This is a genomic window from Mycolicibacter icosiumassiliensis, assembly GCF_900078685.2.
Classification (GTDB): Bacteria; Actinomycetota; Actinomycetes; order Mycobacteriales; family Mycobacteriaceae; genus Mycobacterium; species Mycobacterium icosiumassiliensis.
The window spans coordinates 3,629,282-3,645,020 of the sequence record NZ_LT546166.1 but is presented as its reverse complement, the minus strand read 5'-3'; the positions used below and the strand labels follow the sequence as shown (position 1 = coordinate 3,645,020).

Genomic DNA, 15,739 nt, shown 5'->3' with positions numbered 1-15,739 from the left:
GGCGCGACGGCGTAGGCCGGCATCGGCGCAGGCGCGGCTTGTGGCGCCTCCGGGGGACCGAAGGGGGCCGGCGGGACGCCGTTCGGGGCCGCCTCGGGCACCGGCACGGCTTGTGGCTCCAGGCAGATCATCCGGCAGGCCGCCGAGGGCCGCGGCAGCTGCTGTTCGGTGGAGGTCATCCACGGCGGCATCCACGGCAGATTCGCCAGCTGGGTCTCCAGACTCGGCTGGCCCAGGTCGATCAGGGACGATTCGGCGGGGTGATCGACTCGAGACATCCCGTGCAAGCTGAGTGATTCCGGACCCAGCCCCTCCGGGTGTTCCAGATGCTCCAGCTGCAGGTCCGCGATCGGCGGTGCCGGACCCACGATGGGTGGCAGGTCGACGGGAGCCACCCCGGTGGCGTAGGCCGCCGCCCAGCCCATCACGTTCTCCGCGTAGGCCATCGAGTTGTTGTAGCGCAGGATCGCGGTCAGGACCTGCGACTGTTCGCGCAGGTTCATCCCGCCACTGCACAGGTACCGCGCTGCCGCCAGCGTCGCGTCGTAGACGTTCTGCGGGTCCGCCCGACCGTCGCCATCGCCATCGGCGGCATAACGCGACCAGGTTCCCGGCAGGAATTGCATCGGGCCCAGTGCCCGGGCGTAGACCACCCGGCCCGGGGCGCTGCTGGCCACGATGACTTCGTTCCCCGGCAAGGTGCCGTCCAGCGCCGGCCCGTAGATCGGCTGCAGCACGTTGCCGCGGGTGTCGGTCGCCCCGCCATTGGCGTGCCCGGACTCGATACGTCCGATCCCGGCCAGCAGGTTCCAGCTGATCCCACAGTCGGGCGCGGCGACCGCCATCTGCTGCTCGGCGTTGCGGTAGGCCGCCAGCGCTGTCGTGGGAATCCCCAAAGTCCCCGGCGCATAGACCACGGCCGCCGGTGGCGCTGACGGGGCACCCGCGGCGACGCGCACATTCGCCTGCGGGCGGGGCACCGCGACGACGGACGGGCCTGATGAGCGGCCGGACGTGTGCACCGAAGCCGCCAGCGGGGTGACCGCGGCGTTGCGCAGCGGGAGCGAGGTCGACGGAGAGCGGGGCGTGGCACCCACGGCGCCGGCGAACACCAGCGGGGTGATGCAGGTCAGGCCGAACGCGGGTCGCAGGGCCGAACGGACCGCCCGCCGCAGCCTGGCAGCGCGGGACACGCATTCCACTGCGCCGCCCCTTGTTGGCACTCGACCGCCCCTTTTTCCGCCTTGAAAAAGCCTGGTGAAACCGCACGGGCTTCGTGAACTAGGTCACCATACCCAACGCATGTCCTGCTGATGACCGTTATCTGGTCCGCGCCACCGGTCAGGACGGCCGGTGCGGGGGCTCTGAGGCGGCGGAGTCGGACTCCGGCCGCAGGGACTCCAGCAGTTCCCGGACTCGCTCGAGTTCATGGTGCAGGTAGTCGCGAGTGGCAACCTCGCCGACCGCCAGGCGCAGCGACGCCAGTTCCCGGGCCAGGTACTCGGTGTCGGCTTTGGTCTGTGCGGCCCGGCGGCGGTCCTCGTCCAGGCTGACCCGGTCACGGTTCTCCTGCCGGTTCTGTGCCAGCAGGATCAGCGGAGCGGCGTAGGCGGCCTGGGTGGAAAAGGCCAGGTTGAGCAGGATGAACGGGTACGGGTCCCACCTCACGCTGACCGCGTAGACGTTCAGCAGGATCCATCCGACCACCAGCACGGTCTGAATGGCCAGGTAGCGCCCGGTGCCGAAGAACCGCGCCACCGATTCGGTGAACCGGCCCAGCGCGTCGGGATCCATGTTCAGGCTGGGAAGCCGCGAGGTGCGGGGCGTGGAGAGCCGCTGCGATGTTGAGCGGTCGGTCACGACGGCCTCCCGGCGAGTTTGGGCCCCAGGTCCGGCTCGGGTGTTTCGCGCCAATCATCGGGCAGCAGGTGGTCCAGCACGTCGTCGACCGTCACCGCGCCCAGCAGGTGATTCTGTTCGTCGAGCACCGGCCCGCAGACCAGGTTGTAGGCGGCGAAGTAGCGGGTCAACTCCGCCAGCGACACCTCGGGGTTCAATGCCGGCAGGTCGGAGTCGACGAACCCGCCGATGAGTTCGGCCGGTGGCACCCGCAGCAGCCGCTGCAGCGCGACGCAGCCCAGGTAGCGGCCGGTCGGGGTAGCGGTAGGAGCCCGGGTCACGAAAACCAGCGACGACAGCGCCGGGGTGAGGTCGGGGTCGCGGACCCGGGCCAGTGCCTCGGCAACCGAGGTGTCGGCGGTCAGCACTACCGGATTGGTGGTCATCAACCCGCCCGCGGTGTCGGGGGAGTGCTCCAGCAGTCGGCGGACCGGATCGGAGTCGTCGGGGTCCATCCGCGCCAGCAGGGCTTCGGCTTCGGTCGGGTTCATCACGCCCAGCAGGTCCGCGGCGTCGTCGGGGTCCATCTCCTCCAGCACGTCGGCGGCCCGATCGGTGCCCAGCTGGCCCAGCACGACGGCCTGACGTTCCTCGGGCAGCTCCTGCAGGATGTCGGCCAGCCGTGCGTTGTCCAGCGCGTTGATGACCTCATAGCGGCGCTTGGGCGGCAGCTCGCGGATGGCGTCGGCGACCTCGATCGGCCGCCAGCCCTCGAACTGCTGCAGCAGTTGCGCCACGCCCTGCCCGGGCATAGCCAGCGCGGACGGGGTCAGGCCCTGCACGTTGTGCCAGTCCACGATGTGTACGGCGGCGCGCCGGCCCAGCCGCCGGGAGTGCCGCACCGCGATCCGGGTAACCAGCCAGTCGCGGGTGCGGCTCTGTTCGATGGCCAAGTCGGTGATCGCCACGTCGACGCCGGCCAGTTCTGGCAGCTCCGGGTCGTTGACCCGGACCTTGGTGTCCAGGACCTGGCCGAGCACGAGTGCTTCGCCGGGCCGCTGGTTGAACTTGCGCAGTGACACCGTTCCGGTGTTCAGGGTGACCGCGTTGGGCTCGATCGAGGCGACCCGCAGAATTGGCACGAAGATGCGTCGGCGGGTGGGCAATTCGACTACGAGTCCCAGGACCCGCGGCTGCTGACGCACGATGCTGAGACTGACCACCACATCGCGGACTCGACCGACGGATTCGCCGAACGGGCCTAGCACCAGCATCCGCGCAAGCCGCGCTGCGTAAACCCTGTTGCTCGACGCCATGGTTGAAAGGGTAGGAGTATTTAGGTGACCAACGTGTATCGCCCCCGCCGTACTTGCCTGTCGGTACCTGGCAGCAGCCAGAAGATGATCGACAAGGCCAAGGGCCTGTCCGCAGACGAGGTGTTCCTCGACCTGGAGGACGCTGTCGCCCCAGCGGCAAAAGAGCAGGCCCGGGCCCTGGTCGCCCAGGCGCTCACCGCGTCGGACTGGACGGCGCCGCTGCTGGGAGTGCGGGTCAACGACTGGACCACACCGTGGACCCATGCCGACCTGATCGAGGTGGTCTCGGCGGTCGGCGCCGCCGGCACCCGACTCGACGTGATCGTGCTGCCGAAGGTGTCGGACGCCTCGCATGTGCAGGCCCTCGATCTGCTGCTCACCCAGCTGGAGACCATCCACGGGCTGCCGGTCGGGCAGATCGGTATCGACGCCCAGATCGAGGACGCTCGCGGCTTGATGAATATCAACGCGATCGCCGCGGCGCCCCGGGTGCAGGCGCTGGTGCTCGGACCGGCCGATCTGATGGCCAGTCTCAACACCCGCACCCTGGAGGTCGGCGAGCAGCCCGAGGGCTATACCGAGGGCGACGCCTACCACCACGTATTGATGACGATCCTGGTGGCGGCGCGCGCTCACGGGGTCGCCGCCGTCGACGGGCCGTATCTGAAGGTGCGTGACGTCGAGGCGTTCCGGCGGGTGGCGGGCCGCTCGGCCGCGCTGGGTTACGACGGCAAATGGGTGCTGCACCCCGACCAGATCGCGGCGGGCAACGAGATCTTCAGCCCGCGCCAATCCGAGTACGACCACGCCGAGCTGATCCTGGAGGCCTATGCGTGGCACACCTCGCAGGCCGGCGGAGCCCGCGGTGCGGTGATGCTCGGCGACGAGATGCTCGACGAGGCCAGCCGCAAGATGGCTCTGGTGGTGGCGGGCAAGGGCCGGGCGGCCGGAATGCGCCGTGCGGCACCGCCGTTCACGCCGCCGACGGCCTAGCGCCGTGCCGCGGACCGGTGTTGGGGTTGAGCCGCGTCCGCGGACTGACCCATAGTGACAATTGCCCGCCTTTGAGCGACAAATCGTGATGGATTCGTCGACGTACCCGGCGTTGTCGCTCAAAGGCGGGCAACTGTCCCATTCCCCCCGGCGGCCCCTCTCGGAGCCTCGGCTCGGCGCCCGTCCTAGTTCAGCGCGATCATCGCGAGAATGAACGAGAGCGTCACGGCGACACCGCCGATCGCCGTTCCGGCCACTGCCATGCCGTGACCGGCCTCACCGGTCGACTTGATCTGGCTCAAGGCGACGACGCCCAGGATGACACCGGCCACCCCGAGCGGCCAGAACACCAGGCCGAGCAGTGACGGGCGCGGGCGCACCCGGGTCGGCCCAGGGCTGGTCGGCATTGCCTCGTGGATTCTCGCCAGAATCCCCGCCGTGAGCTGTCATGCTGTTCAACCTAGCCGATGCGCCGCGGCCGGCTCGTCGTCCGACAGCCGCTTCCCGGAGCGAGGAGAGAGAAATCCCATGACCAGCCCCTTCCAGCCCGGACAGACTCCCGATCCACTCGGCGCGGCAGGTGCGCCGGGGCGCCGTGATGTGAGCCGGCTGCCGACCCCGCCGAAAGGCTGGCCGATCGGGGCCTACCCCACCTACGCCGAGGCGCAGCGCGCGGTGGACTACCTGTCCGATCAGCAGTTTCCGGTGCACCAGGTGACGATCGTCGGCGTCGACCTGATGCAGGTCGAGCGGGTCACCGGCCGGCTCACCTGGCCCAAAGTTCTCGGCGGCGGTGTGCTGACCGGAGCCTGGCTGGGCCTGTTCATCGGCCTGGTGCTGGGCATCTTCAGCGAAAACCCGACCCAGGCGCTGGTGACCGGCCTGATCGCCGGGGTGTTCTTCGGCTTGATCACCTCATCGGTCCCCTACGCGATGGCCCGCGGTACAAGGGATTTCAGCTCGACCATGCAGCTGGTTGCCGGCCGCTACGACGTGCTGTGTGACCCGCAGAGTGCCGAGCAGGGCCGGGATCTGTTGGCGAAGCTGACGCTCTGACTCGGCGTTGTTGCGTCGCGCGGTCCGGCGGCCTTACCGTCGTGGCACGAAACGGCAACGGGAGGCGGGTGGCGTGGCGAGTCGGCGCGGTCGCGTACGGCGGCTGGGCGCGGCTGCGCTGACCGCACTGAGCGTTGCGTCGGTGGGATCGGCCTGCGGTTCGTCCGGGCCGGCCGCCGGTATCCCGGTGATCAGCGTGTACACCCCGGCCAACGACACCGCGACGTTCCGGGTCATCGCGGCGCGCTGCACCGAAGCGGCCGGGGGCCGGTACCGGGTCGAGCAGTTCAGCTTGCCGCGTGCCGCGGACGACCAGCGCCTGCAACTGGCCCGTCGCCTCACCGGCAACGACCGCACCCTGGACGTGATGGGCCTCGACGTGGTGTGGACGGCGGAATTCGCCGAGGCCGGCTGGGCGTTGCCGCTGGCGGAGGACCCGGCCGGCAAAGCCGAGGCCGACGCCGTCGACGACACCCTGCCGGGGCCCCTGGCGACTGCCCGCTGGCGGGACCGGCTCTATGCCGCACCAGTGGTGACCAACACCCAATTGCTCTGGTACCGGCCGGATCTGATGAAGTCAGCGCCGACCACCTGGGAAGGCATGGTCGCCGAGGCGACCCGCCTGCACGCCGCCGGCGAGCCCAGTTGGATCGCGGTGCAGGCCAAGCAATACGAGGGTCTGGTGGTGTGGTTCAACACGCTGCTGGAAAGTGCCGGGGGCCGGGTCTTGGGCGATGACGGCAAGACCGTCACCCTCACCGACACCGCTGAGCATCGGGCCGCCACCATCGCCGCGCTGCGGGTCATGAAGGCGGTGGCAACCGCCCCGGGCGCCGACCCGTCGATCACCCAGAGCGATGAGGGCACCGCCCGGCTGGCGTTCGAGCAGGGCAAGGCGGCGCTGGAGGTCAACTGGCCCTTCGTGCTGCCGTCCATGCTGGAGAACGCGGTCAAAGGCGGGGTGAGGTTCCTTCCGCTGCAAGGGCGTTCGGACCTGGCCGGCAGCATCGACGGCGTCGGCGCCTTTGCGCCCAGCGACGAGCAGTACCGCATTGCCTATGAGGCCAGCCGCAACGTGCTCGGGTATGCGCCGTATCCGGCGGTGTTTCCGGGGCATCCGGCCAAGGTGACTCTCGGTGGATTGAACCTGGCGGTGGCCAGGACCACCCGGCATCGTGCCGAGGCGTTCGAGGCGGTGCGCTGTCTGCGTAACGCGGCGAACCAGAAATATGTCGCGATCGAAGGCGGGTTGCCCGCGGTGCGTGCCTCGGTGTACGCCGACCCGCAATTCCAGGAGAAGTACCCGCAGCACAACGTGATTCGTCAACAGCTCACCGACGCCGCGGTGCGACCGGTGACACCGGTCTACCAGGCGGTGTCGACCCGGATATCGGCAACGCTGGCGCCGATCAGCGCCATCGACCCCGAGCGCACCGCCGATGAACTCACCGTGCAGGTGCGCAAGGCCATCGACGGCAAGGGACTGATCCCGTGACCCACGCCGATGACGTCCGTTCACAGCGCCGGCTCGCGGTGGCACTGGTCGCGCCGGCGGTGATCCTGATGCTGGCCGTGACGGCCTATCCGATCGGTTACGCGATCTGGTTGAGCCTGCTGCGCTACAACTTGGCCACCCCCGAGGACACCGCGTTCGTCGGCCTGGCCAACTATCAGACCACCCTGACCGACTCCTATTGGTGGACCGCGTTCGCGGTGACACTGGGTATCACGGTGGTCTCGGTGGCCTTCGAATTCGTCTTCGGCCTGGCACTGGCACTGGTGATGCACCGCAGCCTGTTCGCCAAGGGCATGGTGCGCACGGCGGTACTGGTGCCCTACGGCATCGTCACCGTCGCGGCCGCCTACAGCTGGTATTACGCCTGGACTCCGGGGACCGGTTACCTGGCCAATCTGCTGCCGACCGGCAGTGCGCCGCTGACCCATCAGCTGCCGTCGCTGGGGATCGTGGTGCTGGCCGAGGTGTGGAAGACGACGCCGTTCATGGCGCTGCTGTTGCTGGCCGGGCTGGCCCTGGTGCCCGACGAACTGCTCAAGGCAGCACAGATGGACGGTGCCGGCGCCTGGCGGCGCCTGGTCACCATCATTCTGCCGATGATGAAACCGGCGATCCTGGTGGCATTGCTGTTCCGCACGCTGGACGCGTTTCGGATCTTCGACAACATCTACGTGCTCACCAACGGCTCCAACAGCACCGGCTCGGTGTCGATCCTGGGCTACGACAACCTGTTCAAGGGATTCAACGTGGGCTTGGGGTCGGCGATCTCGGTGTTGATCTTCATCTGCGTGGCGCTGATCGCGTGGGTGTTCGTCAAAGTGTTCGGCGCCGCGGCACCGGGATCGAGCCAGCAATGACCGAGCTTCGCCGCCGCACCGCGTGGCTGATCATCGACCTGGCCGTGGTGCTCTACGCACTGGTCCCGGTGCTGTGGATCTTCTCGCTGTCCCTCAAACCCACCTCAACGGTCAAGGACGGCAAGTTGATTCCGTCCACGGTGACCCTGGACAACTACCGCGGCATCTTCGCCGGCGACGTCTTCGGCTCGGCGCTGATCAACTCGGTGGGCATCGGTCTGATCACCACGGTGATCGCGGTGGTGATCGGCGCGATGGCCGCCTACGCGGTGGCCCGCCTGGACTTCCCCGTTAAACGGCTGCTGGTCGGGGCGGCGCTGCTGATCGCGATGTTCCCCCAGATATCGCTGGTGACACCGATTTTCAACATCGAGCGAGCCACCGGGCTGTTCGACACCTGGTTGGGGTTGATCATCCCCTACATCACCTTCGCGCTGCCGCTGGCGATCTACACCCTCTCGGCGTTTTTCCAAGAGATCCCGTGGGACCTGGAGAAGGCCGCCAAGATGGACGGCGCCACCCCCGGTCAGGCGTTCCGCAAGGTGATTGCGCCGCTGGCGGCGCCGGGCATCGTCACCGCCGCGATTCTGGTCTTCATCTTCGCCTGGAACGACCTGCTGTTGGCGTTGTCGCTGACCGCGACCAAGGCGTCGGTCACCGCGCCGGTGGCGATCGCCAACTTCACCGGCAGTTCGCAATTCGAGGAGCCGACCGGATCGATCGCGGCGGGCGCAATGGTGATCACCGTGCCGATCATCGTCTTTGTTCTAATCTTCCAACGACGGATCGTGGCGGGACTGACCTCCGGCGCGGTGAAGGGATAGGCCGATGGCAGAGATCGAACTCCTCCACATCTCCAAGAGCTACCCCGATGGCGCAGTGGCGGTGAAGGATCTGTCGCTGAGCATCGCCGACGGCGAGTTCATCATTCTGGTGGGGCCCTCCGGCTGCGGAAAATCCACCACGCTGAACATGATCGCCGGCCTGGAGGAGATCTCGTCGGGGGAGTTGCGCATCGGGGGTGTACGCGTCAACGAGCGGGCGCCCAAGGACCGCGACATCGCCATGGTGTTTCAGTCCTACGCGCTCTACCCACATATGACGGTGCGGGGCAACATCGCGTTCCCGTTGACCCTGGCCAAGATGAAGAAGCCGCAGATCGCCGAGAAGGTAGCCGAGGTCGCCGAAATCCTCGACTTGACGGCTCTGCTGGATCGCAAGCCGTCGCAGCTCTCCGGCGGCCAGCGCCAACGGGTCGCGATGGGCCGGGCGATTGTGCGGCACCCCAAGGCATTTCTGATGGACGAACCGCTGTCGAATCTGGATGCCAAGCTGCGGGTGCAGATGCGCAGTGAGATCGCCCGGCTGCAGCGCAGGCTGGGCACCACCACCGTCTACGTCACGCACGACCAGACCGAGGCGATGACGCTCGGGGACCGGGTAGTGGTGATGCACGGTGGGATCGCCCATCAGGTCGGCACGCCCGAGGAACTCTACGAGCGCCCCGCCAACCTGTTCGTCGCCGGTTTCGTCGGCTCTCCGGCGATGAACTTCTTCCCGGGCACGCTGACCGCGACCGGCGCACGACTGCCCATCGGTGAGGTACCGCTCGATGCGGCGACACGCGCGTCGATCGGCAAGCATCCCGCGCCGGCCGGCGGTGAGGTGGTCATCGGGGTACGCCCGGAGCATTTGGGCGACGCCGCGCTTCTCGACGCCGCTGTTACCGACGCCGCACAGCGTGGCCGCGCGGTGAAGTTCGCGGCCCGCGTCGACCTCGTCGAATCGCTGGGCGCCGACAAGTACCTGTATTTCACCCCGAACGAATCCGCCGACGCGCCAGCCGAAAACGATCTGGTGGCCAGGGTTCCCGCTGCGTCGAAGGCGGCCGGTGGGCAGCCGATCGAGCTGGCACTGGACCCTGACAAGGTGGTCGTGTTCGACGCCAAGACCGGGGTGAACCTGACCGTGCCGCCGGCCGCGTGATGAGCGACGATCTGGACCGGGTGCGTGAGCATGTTCTGCGGCACTTCGCGGACGTCGCCGCCGAGCCCGACACGGCGCGGGTGACGTTTCTGGGTGTCGAGCCCATCGAGGTGTTGCGGTTCGGGCCAGGACCCGACCGGATGGTGCATTACGTCTCGGCGGGTTGCTCGCGCCACTCCATGGGTGACCCCGGGCAGCTCTTGGCCGATCCGGTGCACGGCCCCCGCGCCGAAATCGTTGTGAGCCTGCGCTCCTCGGGTTCTGACACCGGGCTGGCCCGCAGTCTCGCCGCGGTTGCGGCCGCGCCGGTGGTCGAAGGGGTGGTGCTGGCGCCCGATGCGCTGATCGACCTCGGGGGGCCGTTGTGGACCGGGCCGTCTGGTCCGGTGCCGTTCACCGCGGTGTTGCTGGGTGACAGCGACATCGCCGAGGTGACGCTGGCGCCGCCGCGGGAGCCGGTGCGGTTCTTGTCGGCCACCCCGATCACCGCGACCGAGGCGGCGTGGGTGCGGCTCAAGGGCGCGGAGGCGATGCGCGAGGCCTGGCGCTCGGACGGCGTGGACGTCTTCGACCCGTTGCGCCGCGCCTCCGAGCCCCAATAAGGGGTCGGCTCAGAGCCAGCCGTTGCGGCGGAACGCGCGGTAGAGCACCGCGGAGATCACACACATTCCCGTCACCACCGCCGGATAGCCGAACGCCCAGTGCAGTACCGGCATGCGATCGAAATTCATGCCGTAGATGCCGGCGATCATGGTAGGCACGGCGATGATGCCGGCCCAGGCCGACATCTTGCGCATGTCGGTGTTCTGCTGCATGCCCACTCGCGCCAGCGCGGCCTGCACCAGCGAGCTGAGCAGCTCGTCGTATCCGGCGATCTGCTCGGCGGCGCGGGTCTGGTGGTCGGCCACGTCGCGCAGGTAACGCCGGACCTCTTTGGAGATCAGATCCCGGTAGTCGGTCTGCATCCGCTCAAACGGCACGGTCAGCGGCGCGACGGCACGGCGCAGCTCGACGACCTCGCGCTTGATCTGGTAGATCGGTTCGACATCGGTACGGGTGCCCGGCGCGAACGCCACCTCCTCGATGACGTCGATGTCGCTTTCCATGAGATTGGTCACCTCGACGTAGCGGTCCACCACGTAGTCGGCGATGGCATGCATCACCGCGAACGGGCCCAGCCGCATCTGCTCGGGATCGGCGTCCATTTTTTTGCGGACTGCGGCCAGACCGCTGTGTTCACCGTGCCGGACGGTGACCACGAAGTTCTTGCCGACGAAGATCATGATCTCGCCGGTTTCGACGATCTCGCGCGGCAGCACCGCCGACTCATGCGCGACGTAGTTGACGGTCTTGAGCACCAGGAACAGGGTGTCGTCGTAGCGCTCCAGTTTGGGCCGCTGATGTGCCTGAACGGCGTCTTCGACGGACAACGGGTGTAGTTGGAAGGTGGCGGCCACGCCCTGCATCTGGGCGTCGCCCGGTTCGTGTAGGCCGACCCAGACGAACGCTTCGCGGCCACCGGCCTCGATCTCGCGTACCTTAGCCCGCGCTCCGGCCGGGGTGAACTCGCCGGGAATCCGCTCGCCGTCTGCATAGACACCGCAGTCGACCAGCACGCGGGGTGTGGGGTCTTGCAACGCCGTCATGGCCGCTCTCCCTCCGGCGCAGGTGCCGGTGAAATGCTACGCGTCTGGCGCCAACGTGCACGGTTAGCGCGACTGTGGGCTGGAGGTCCCGAAGTTTCGGTGACGACGCCGGTGCGCTAGTTTCGACCCGGACCAAAGCCAGACCAGCCGAACTCGTTCGAGGAGCACTTGACGTGAGCAAAACCCCACTCAAGGTGGCCGTCACCGGCGCCGCCGGCCAGATCGGCTACAGCCTGTTGTTCCGCCTTGCCAGCGGCTCGCTGCTGGGCCCCGACCGGCCGATCGAACTGCGCCTGCTGGAGATCGAGCCCGCCCTCAAGGCGCTCGAGGGTGTCGTCATGGAGCTCGACGACTGTGCCTTCCCGCTGCTGTCGGGTGTGCAGATCGGCTCGGACGCAAACAAGATCTTCGACGGCGTCAACCTGGCGCTGCTGGTCGGCGCCCGCCCGCGTGGCCCGGGCATGGAGCGCAGCGACCTGCTGGAAGCCAACGGTGCGATCTTCACCGCGCAGGGCAAGGCCCTCAACGCGGTCGCGGCCTCCGACATCCGGGTGGGTGTGACCGGCAACCCGGCCAACACCAACGCGCTGATCGCGATGACCAACGCCCCCGACATCCCCAACGAGCGCTTCTCCGCGCTGACCCGCCTGGACCACAACCGGGCCATCTCGCAGCTGGCCGCCAAGACCGGCGCCAAGGTCACCGACGTCAAGAAGATGACGATCTGGGGCAATCACTCCGCGAGCCAGTACCCGGACGTGTTCCACGCCGAGGTCGGCGGGCGTAACGCCGCCGAGGTGCTCGGCGACCAGGCCTGGATCGAGAACGACTTCATCCCCACCGTCGCCAAGCGTGGCGCGGCGATCATCGACGCGCGAGGCGCCTCGTCGGCGGCCTCCGCGGCGTCGGCCACCGTCGACGCCGCCCGCGACTGGCTGCTGGGCAGCGCGGACGGTGACTGGGTGTCGATGGCCGTGGTTTCCGACGGCTCCTACGGTGTGCCCGAGGGTCTGATCTCGTCGTTCCCGGTCACCACGTCCGGTGGCGACTGGAGCATCGTGCAGGGCCTGGAGATCGACGACTTCTCCCGCAGCCGGATCGACGCCTCGACCGCTGAGCTGGCCGAGGAGCGCGAAGCGGTCACTGGGCTGGGCCTGATCTGAGGCGTTAAACCCGGCGGGCGACTTCCTGTGCGAGCTGCACTCGGGAGGTGAGCCCGAGCTTGGTGTAGACGTGGGTCAGATGCGTCTGCACGGTGCGCGGCGAGACGAAGAGCCGAGCGGCAATGTCCTTGTTCGGCAGTCCTTCGCTGACCAGTCGAGCGACGTCGAGCTCGGTCGGGGTGAGTGAGCCCCAACCGTTGGCGGGGCGTTTGCGTTCGCCACGACCGCGCAGGGCGTAGCCGATGGCGTCCGCGGTGGACAACGCGGCGCCTTCGGCCCAGGCGGAGTCAAAGTCGTTGTCGTCCATCGAATCCCGCAGCGCGGTCAGCCAGGCGTGCCAGTCGGCGTCATGGATTTTCAATCGGACGGCGCCGGTGCGTCGCCGGATTCCGTCGGCGACGCCGAACAGTCGGGCGGCTTCCTGGGTGCTGCCGGCGCGCGAGGCTGTGGCGGCCAGGCACTCGAAAATCTCCGGAACCCCGGTCTGTGCCTTGATGTCGGCGGCGATCGCGAGCGCTTCGTAGAGGTCGCGCTCGGCCCGCTCGGGTTCGCCCTGGGCAATCGCAACGCGCGCACGCGGAACGAGTCCCATCATTCGGTACCACCCCGTCGTGGCGGCGACGCCGTCGTCGGCCCATTGCGCAGCGGCAGCCAGATCGCCCAGTGCCGCTGCGGTCTCGGCTCGGCACCAACGGAATATCGCGGCGATCTGGCTGTAGACGCCGATGTGATGCCACATCCGCTGGTGCGCCACTGCTGCCGCGGCCGCGTCGCCGCGGGCCAACGCCACGAATCCCACCGCCATATGGGCGACGCCCTCGTGCACGCCGCTGAGTTCGGCGCCGGTCTCGATCAACGCCTCCAACGCGTCTTCGGCTGGACCGATCTCGCCCCGAAAGGCCGACGCCAGCGCCAGGTTCTGCAGGCCCAGGAACCGGTTGAGCAGGTCTGCGGCGCCATCCGCCTCCACGATCATCTCCTGGCAGCGCGCGACCTCCCCGGCCAGGTCGCCCAGCATGTAGCGTGCCATTCCTTGCCAGTTGCGGCAGTAGCGCGAGTTGAACTGGTCACCAAGGGAATCGGCGAGCTCGCGCCCCTGTTGGCCGATCGTGGCGGCGCCGTTCAGGTCACCTGTCACTGCTGCCGCGTAGGTCTGCCAACCGAGGATCTGGCTCAGCCGCCAGCGGTCATCCAGGGCGCGGGCGAGCTCGATCGCTTCGGCGAAATACGGCGCCGCCACGTCGGCTTTGTAGGCGGCAATGCTGACGCAGGCGGTCAACGCCCGGGCCAGCAGCGCCTGATCATCCAGCTCGCGTGCGATCGCGACCGCCTCCTGCGCCTCGTCCAAGCTGTTCAACGCCAGGCCCCACGCGTTGAGCAGCGCGTGATCGGCCAGTGCCCGCGCCCGTATCGGCCGAGCGAGCGCGATGCCCCGCGCCGCACTGTCGCGCAGCACGGTGTCGAACCAGGTAACCCCTTCGGCGATGCGGCCGTGCCCCAGCCAGAGCGGAAGAAGGTATGACGCCAGAGCCAATGCCTGCTCAGCCTCGTCGTTCTCTTGGCTCCACGCGAAAGCAGCACGGAGATTGTCGATCTCGGCGTCTGCTCTCGCCAGCATCAGTTCGTGGCCGTCATGGGGCGGGTTGTCCAGCGCGGCTGCCATCGCGGTGTAGTGGTCGCGATGGCGGGCCCGGATGGCGTCGGCTTCGCCGGACTCGCCCAACTTTTCCAGAGCATACTGGCGCACCATCTCCAGCATCCGGTATCGCGTTGGGCCGGCGGTCTTTTCGGCAATCACCAGTGACTTGTCAACCAACAGGGTGAGTTGGTCGAGCACTTGATGGCTGGCAATGGATCCGCATCCGGTCACAAACTGGGCGGCGTTGAGATGGAAACCGTCCATGAAGGCGGCGAGTCGCCGGAACAACACCCGCTCAGGATCGGTGAGCAGGGCGTGCGACCAGTCGACGGATGCGTGCAACGTCTGCTGACGACGCACCGCACGACGCGAACCGCCGGTCAGCAGCCGAAACCGGTCATGCAACCCCTCGAGGATCTCCTCGAGCGACAACGCCCGCACCCGTGCGGCTGCGAGCTCGATCGCGAGCGGCATGCCATCGAGTCGCCGGCAAATCTCTGCGATCGCGGCGGCGTTGTCGTCGGTGACGTGAAAGTCCGGACGGGCGTGGCGGGCTCGATCGGTGAACAAGCTGATCGATTCGTCGGCCAGCGACAGCGAGGGCACTCGCCAGACCACCTCGCCGTCCACCGCGATCGGTTCTCGGCTGGTGGCCAGGAAGACCACTTGTGGGCAGCCGCCGAGCAGGCCGAGCAGCAGCGCTGCGGAGGCGTCGAGGAGGTGTTCGCAGTTGTCCAGCACCACTAGGAGGTGGCGCTCGCCGATCCAGCGGATCAGGGTGTCCGTCGCGGAGCGGTCCGGCTGATCCGGCAGGCCCAGCGCCCGAGCCGCGATCATCGGCACCAGCTCCGGATCGGTGATCGGCGCCAGATCGACATACCAGATGCCGTCGGCGAATTGGTCCGCCAACAGGCCGGCGATCTGGACCGCCAGCCGGGTCTTGCCCGCGCCACCAGAACCGGTCAACGTGACCAATCGGTTGTCGGCCAACAGCGTCCGCACGTCATCGATCTGGGCGCCACGTCCGATGAAGCTGGTCAGCTGAGGGGGGAGATGCGTAGACGCGACGGCCGTGGATGCCCGCAGCGGCGGGAAGTCGTTGCGCAGATCCGGGTGGCACAGTTGCAGCACCCGCTCGGGCCGGGGCAGCCCACGCAACGGGTAGCTGCCCAACTCGATGAGCCAGGTGTCGGCCGGAAGCCGGTCGATGACGAGGGCTTCGGTGCTTGCCGAGAGGACGGTTTGGCCGCCGTGCCCCAAGTCGCGGATGCGGGCGGTGCGGTTGATGGTCGGCCCGATGTAGTTGCCCGCTTCACTGGTTTGTCCGCGCAACTGCACCTCGCCGCTGTGCAGGCCGATCCGGAGCCGAATCGGTGCCAGCGGTGCACGCTGCAATGCCAAGGCGCAGGCCACGGCGTCGCTGGCCCGGGCGAACGCCGCCACGAAGCTGTCGCCCTCACCCTGCTCGATCGGCCGCACCCCGTGATGGGCAGCGAGAACTTCGGCGAGGGTACGGTCCAGGCTCGCGATCGCAGCCGTCATCCGTTCGGCTTGGGTCTCCCAGAGCTGCGTGGAGCCCTCGACGTCGGCCAGCAGCAACGTCACCGTTCCGGTCGGGAGTTCGCTCACGCCCAACTCACTCCAGTTCGCCGTGTCCGTGCGTTCGCTCATGTTAGCCAGCATGCGACCTGGAAGGTCGGCAAAACATCAGCGAAAGCGCGTAGCTGC

Annotated in this window: 14 protein-coding genes; 8 read left to right on the top strand and 6 right to left on the bottom strand. The window is 68.1% G+C overall.

Annotated features, from left to right (window positions below):
• The 3 genes from BN4346_RS41325 to BN4346_RS41315 form a co-directional block, all read right to left on the bottom strand.
• Positions 1-1,223, bottom strand: a 1,223-nt coding sequence (locus tag BN4346_RS41325) for a lytic transglycosylase domain-containing protein (RefSeq protein WP_067975407.1), incomplete at its 3' end; no start/stop codon positions are given.
• A gap of 118 nt (positions 1,224-1,341) precedes the next feature.
• Entirely contained in the window at positions 1,342-1,860 is a 519-nt protein-coding gene (locus BN4346_RS41320) for a DUF1003 domain-containing protein (RefSeq protein WP_067975342.1), read from the bottom strand.
• The gene (locus tag BN4346_RS41315; RefSeq protein WP_067975338.1) at positions 1,857-3,155 is read right to left on the bottom strand and encodes a magnesium transporter MgtE N-terminal domain-containing protein; all 1,299 of its coding nucleotides are present in this window, start codon (positions 3,153-3,155) and stop codon (positions 1,857-1,859) included. The genes BN4346_RS41320 and BN4346_RS41315 overlap by 4 nt, the downstream gene beginning before the upstream one ends.
• 24 nt (positions 3,156-3,179) lie before the next feature.
• On the opposite strand from BN4346_RS41315, the gene BN4346_RS41310 reads away from it, so the two are divergent.
• Entirely contained in the window at positions 3,180-4,148 is a 969-nt protein-coding gene (locus tag BN4346_RS41310) for an HpcH/HpaI aldolase/citrate lyase family protein (RefSeq protein WP_078058770.1), read from the top strand.
• A 185-nt stretch (positions 4,149-4,333) separates the two neighbouring features.
• Here the strand turns inward: BN4346_RS41310 and BN4346_RS41305 are convergent, their stop codons facing one another.
• Positions 4,334-4,555, bottom strand: coding sequence for a DUF4190 domain-containing protein (locus BN4346_RS41305; RefSeq protein ID WP_078058769.1), 222 nt, complete (start codon positions 4,553-4,555; stop codon positions 4,334-4,336).
• A 121-nt stretch (positions 4,556-4,676) separates the two neighbouring features.
• On the opposite strand from BN4346_RS41305, the gene BN4346_RS41300 reads away from it, so the two are divergent.
• The 6 genes from BN4346_RS41300 (at position 4,677) to BN4346_RS41275 (ending at position 10,165) form a co-directional block, all read left to right on the top strand.
• On the top strand, positions 4,677-5,204 hold the full coding sequence (locus tag BN4346_RS41300) for a general stress protein (protein ID WP_067975330.1): 528 nt from the start codon (positions 4,677-4,679) through the stop codon (positions 5,202-5,204).
• A 73-nt stretch (positions 5,205-5,277) separates the two neighbouring features.
• Positions 5,278-6,699 (top strand): extracellular solute-binding protein, encoded by a 1,422-nt coding sequence (locus BN4346_RS41295; RefSeq protein ID WP_067975328.1) that lies wholly within the window; start codon positions 5,278-5,280, stop codon positions 6,697-6,699.
• A complete protein-coding gene (locus tag BN4346_RS41290; protein ID WP_067975324.1) occupies positions 6,696-7,577 on the top strand; it encodes a carbohydrate ABC transporter permease in 882 nt (293 codons plus the stop codon). Before BN4346_RS41295 ends, BN4346_RS41290 begins: the two co-directional genes overlap by 4 nt.
• The gene (locus BN4346_RS41285; protein ID WP_067975322.1) at positions 7,574-8,401 is read left to right on the top strand and encodes a carbohydrate ABC transporter permease; all 828 of its coding nucleotides are present in this window, start codon (positions 7,574-7,576) and stop codon (positions 8,399-8,401) included. Before BN4346_RS41290 ends, BN4346_RS41285 begins: the two co-directional genes overlap by 4 nt.
• A 4-nt stretch (positions 8,402-8,405) precedes the next feature.
• Positions 8,406-9,563 (top strand): ABC transporter ATP-binding protein, encoded by a 1,158-nt coding sequence (locus tag BN4346_RS41280; protein WP_067975320.1) that lies wholly within the window; start codon positions 8,406-8,408, stop codon positions 9,561-9,563.
• Positions 9,563-10,165, top strand: a complete 603-nt coding sequence (locus tag BN4346_RS41275; RefSeq protein ID WP_067975317.1) for a suppressor of fused domain protein — start codon at positions 9,563-9,565, stop codon at positions 10,163-10,165. The genes BN4346_RS41280 and BN4346_RS41275 overlap by 1 nt, the downstream gene beginning before the upstream one ends.
• A 9-nt stretch (positions 10,166-10,174) precedes the next feature.
• Here the strand turns inward: BN4346_RS41275 and corA are convergent, their stop codons facing one another.
• Positions 10,175-11,209 carry a magnesium/cobalt transporter CorA gene (gene corA / locus BN4346_RS41270; protein WP_067975314.1) on the bottom strand — a complete coding sequence of 345 codons (1,035 nt, stop codon included), beginning with the start codon at positions 11,207-11,209 and terminating at the stop codon, positions 10,175-10,177.
• Positions 11,210-11,382: 173 nt separating this feature from the next.
• Here corA and BN4346_RS41265 point away from each other — a divergent pair, with 173 nt between their 5' ends.
• Positions 11,383-12,372, top strand: coding sequence for a malate dehydrogenase (locus BN4346_RS41265; protein WP_067975311.1), 990 nt, complete (start codon positions 11,383-11,385; stop codon positions 12,370-12,372).
• 4 nt (positions 12,373-12,376) lie between these two features.
• Here the strand turns inward: BN4346_RS41265 and BN4346_RS41260 are convergent, their stop codons facing one another.
• Complete coding sequence (locus BN4346_RS41260; protein WP_407695114.1) at positions 12,377-15,682, bottom strand: helix-turn-helix transcriptional regulator; 3,306 nt, start codon at positions 15,680-15,682, stop codon at positions 12,377-12,379.
• Positions 15,683-15,739: the final 57 nt, after the last annotated feature.

What these genes read in the sequence shown, in the direction of transcription:
- BN4346_RS41275 (WP_067975317.1), top strand. Translation starts at nt 9,563, where the DNA reads ATGAGCGACGATCTGGACCGGGTGCGTGAGCATGTTCTGCGGCACTTC.
- corA (WP_067975314.1), bottom strand. Translation starts at nt 11,209, where the DNA reads ATGACGGCGTTGCAAGACCCCACACCCCGCGTGCTGGTCGACTGCGGT.
- BN4346_RS41280 (WP_067975320.1), top strand. Translation starts at nt 8,406, where the DNA reads ATGGCAGAGATCGAACTCCTCCACATCTCCAAGAGCTACCCCGATGGC.
- BN4346_RS41260 (WP_407695114.1), bottom strand. Translation starts at nt 15,682, where the DNA reads ATGAGCGAACGCACGGACACGGCGAACTGGAGTGAGTTGGGCGTGAGC.
- BN4346_RS41305 (WP_078058769.1), bottom strand. Translation starts at nt 4,555, where the DNA reads ATGCCGACCAGCCCTGGGCCGACCCGGGTGCGCCCGCGCCCGTCACTG.
- BN4346_RS41315 (WP_067975338.1), bottom strand. Translation starts at nt 3,155, where the DNA reads ATGGCGTCGAGCAACAGGGTTTACGCAGCGCGGCTTGCGCGGATGCTG.
- BN4346_RS41285 (WP_067975322.1), top strand. Translation starts at nt 7,574, where the DNA reads ATGACCGAGCTTCGCCGCCGCACCGCGTGGCTGATCATCGACCTGGCC.
- BN4346_RS41300 (WP_067975330.1), top strand. Translation starts at nt 4,677, where the DNA reads ATGACCAGCCCCTTCCAGCCCGGACAGACTCCCGATCCACTCGGCGCG.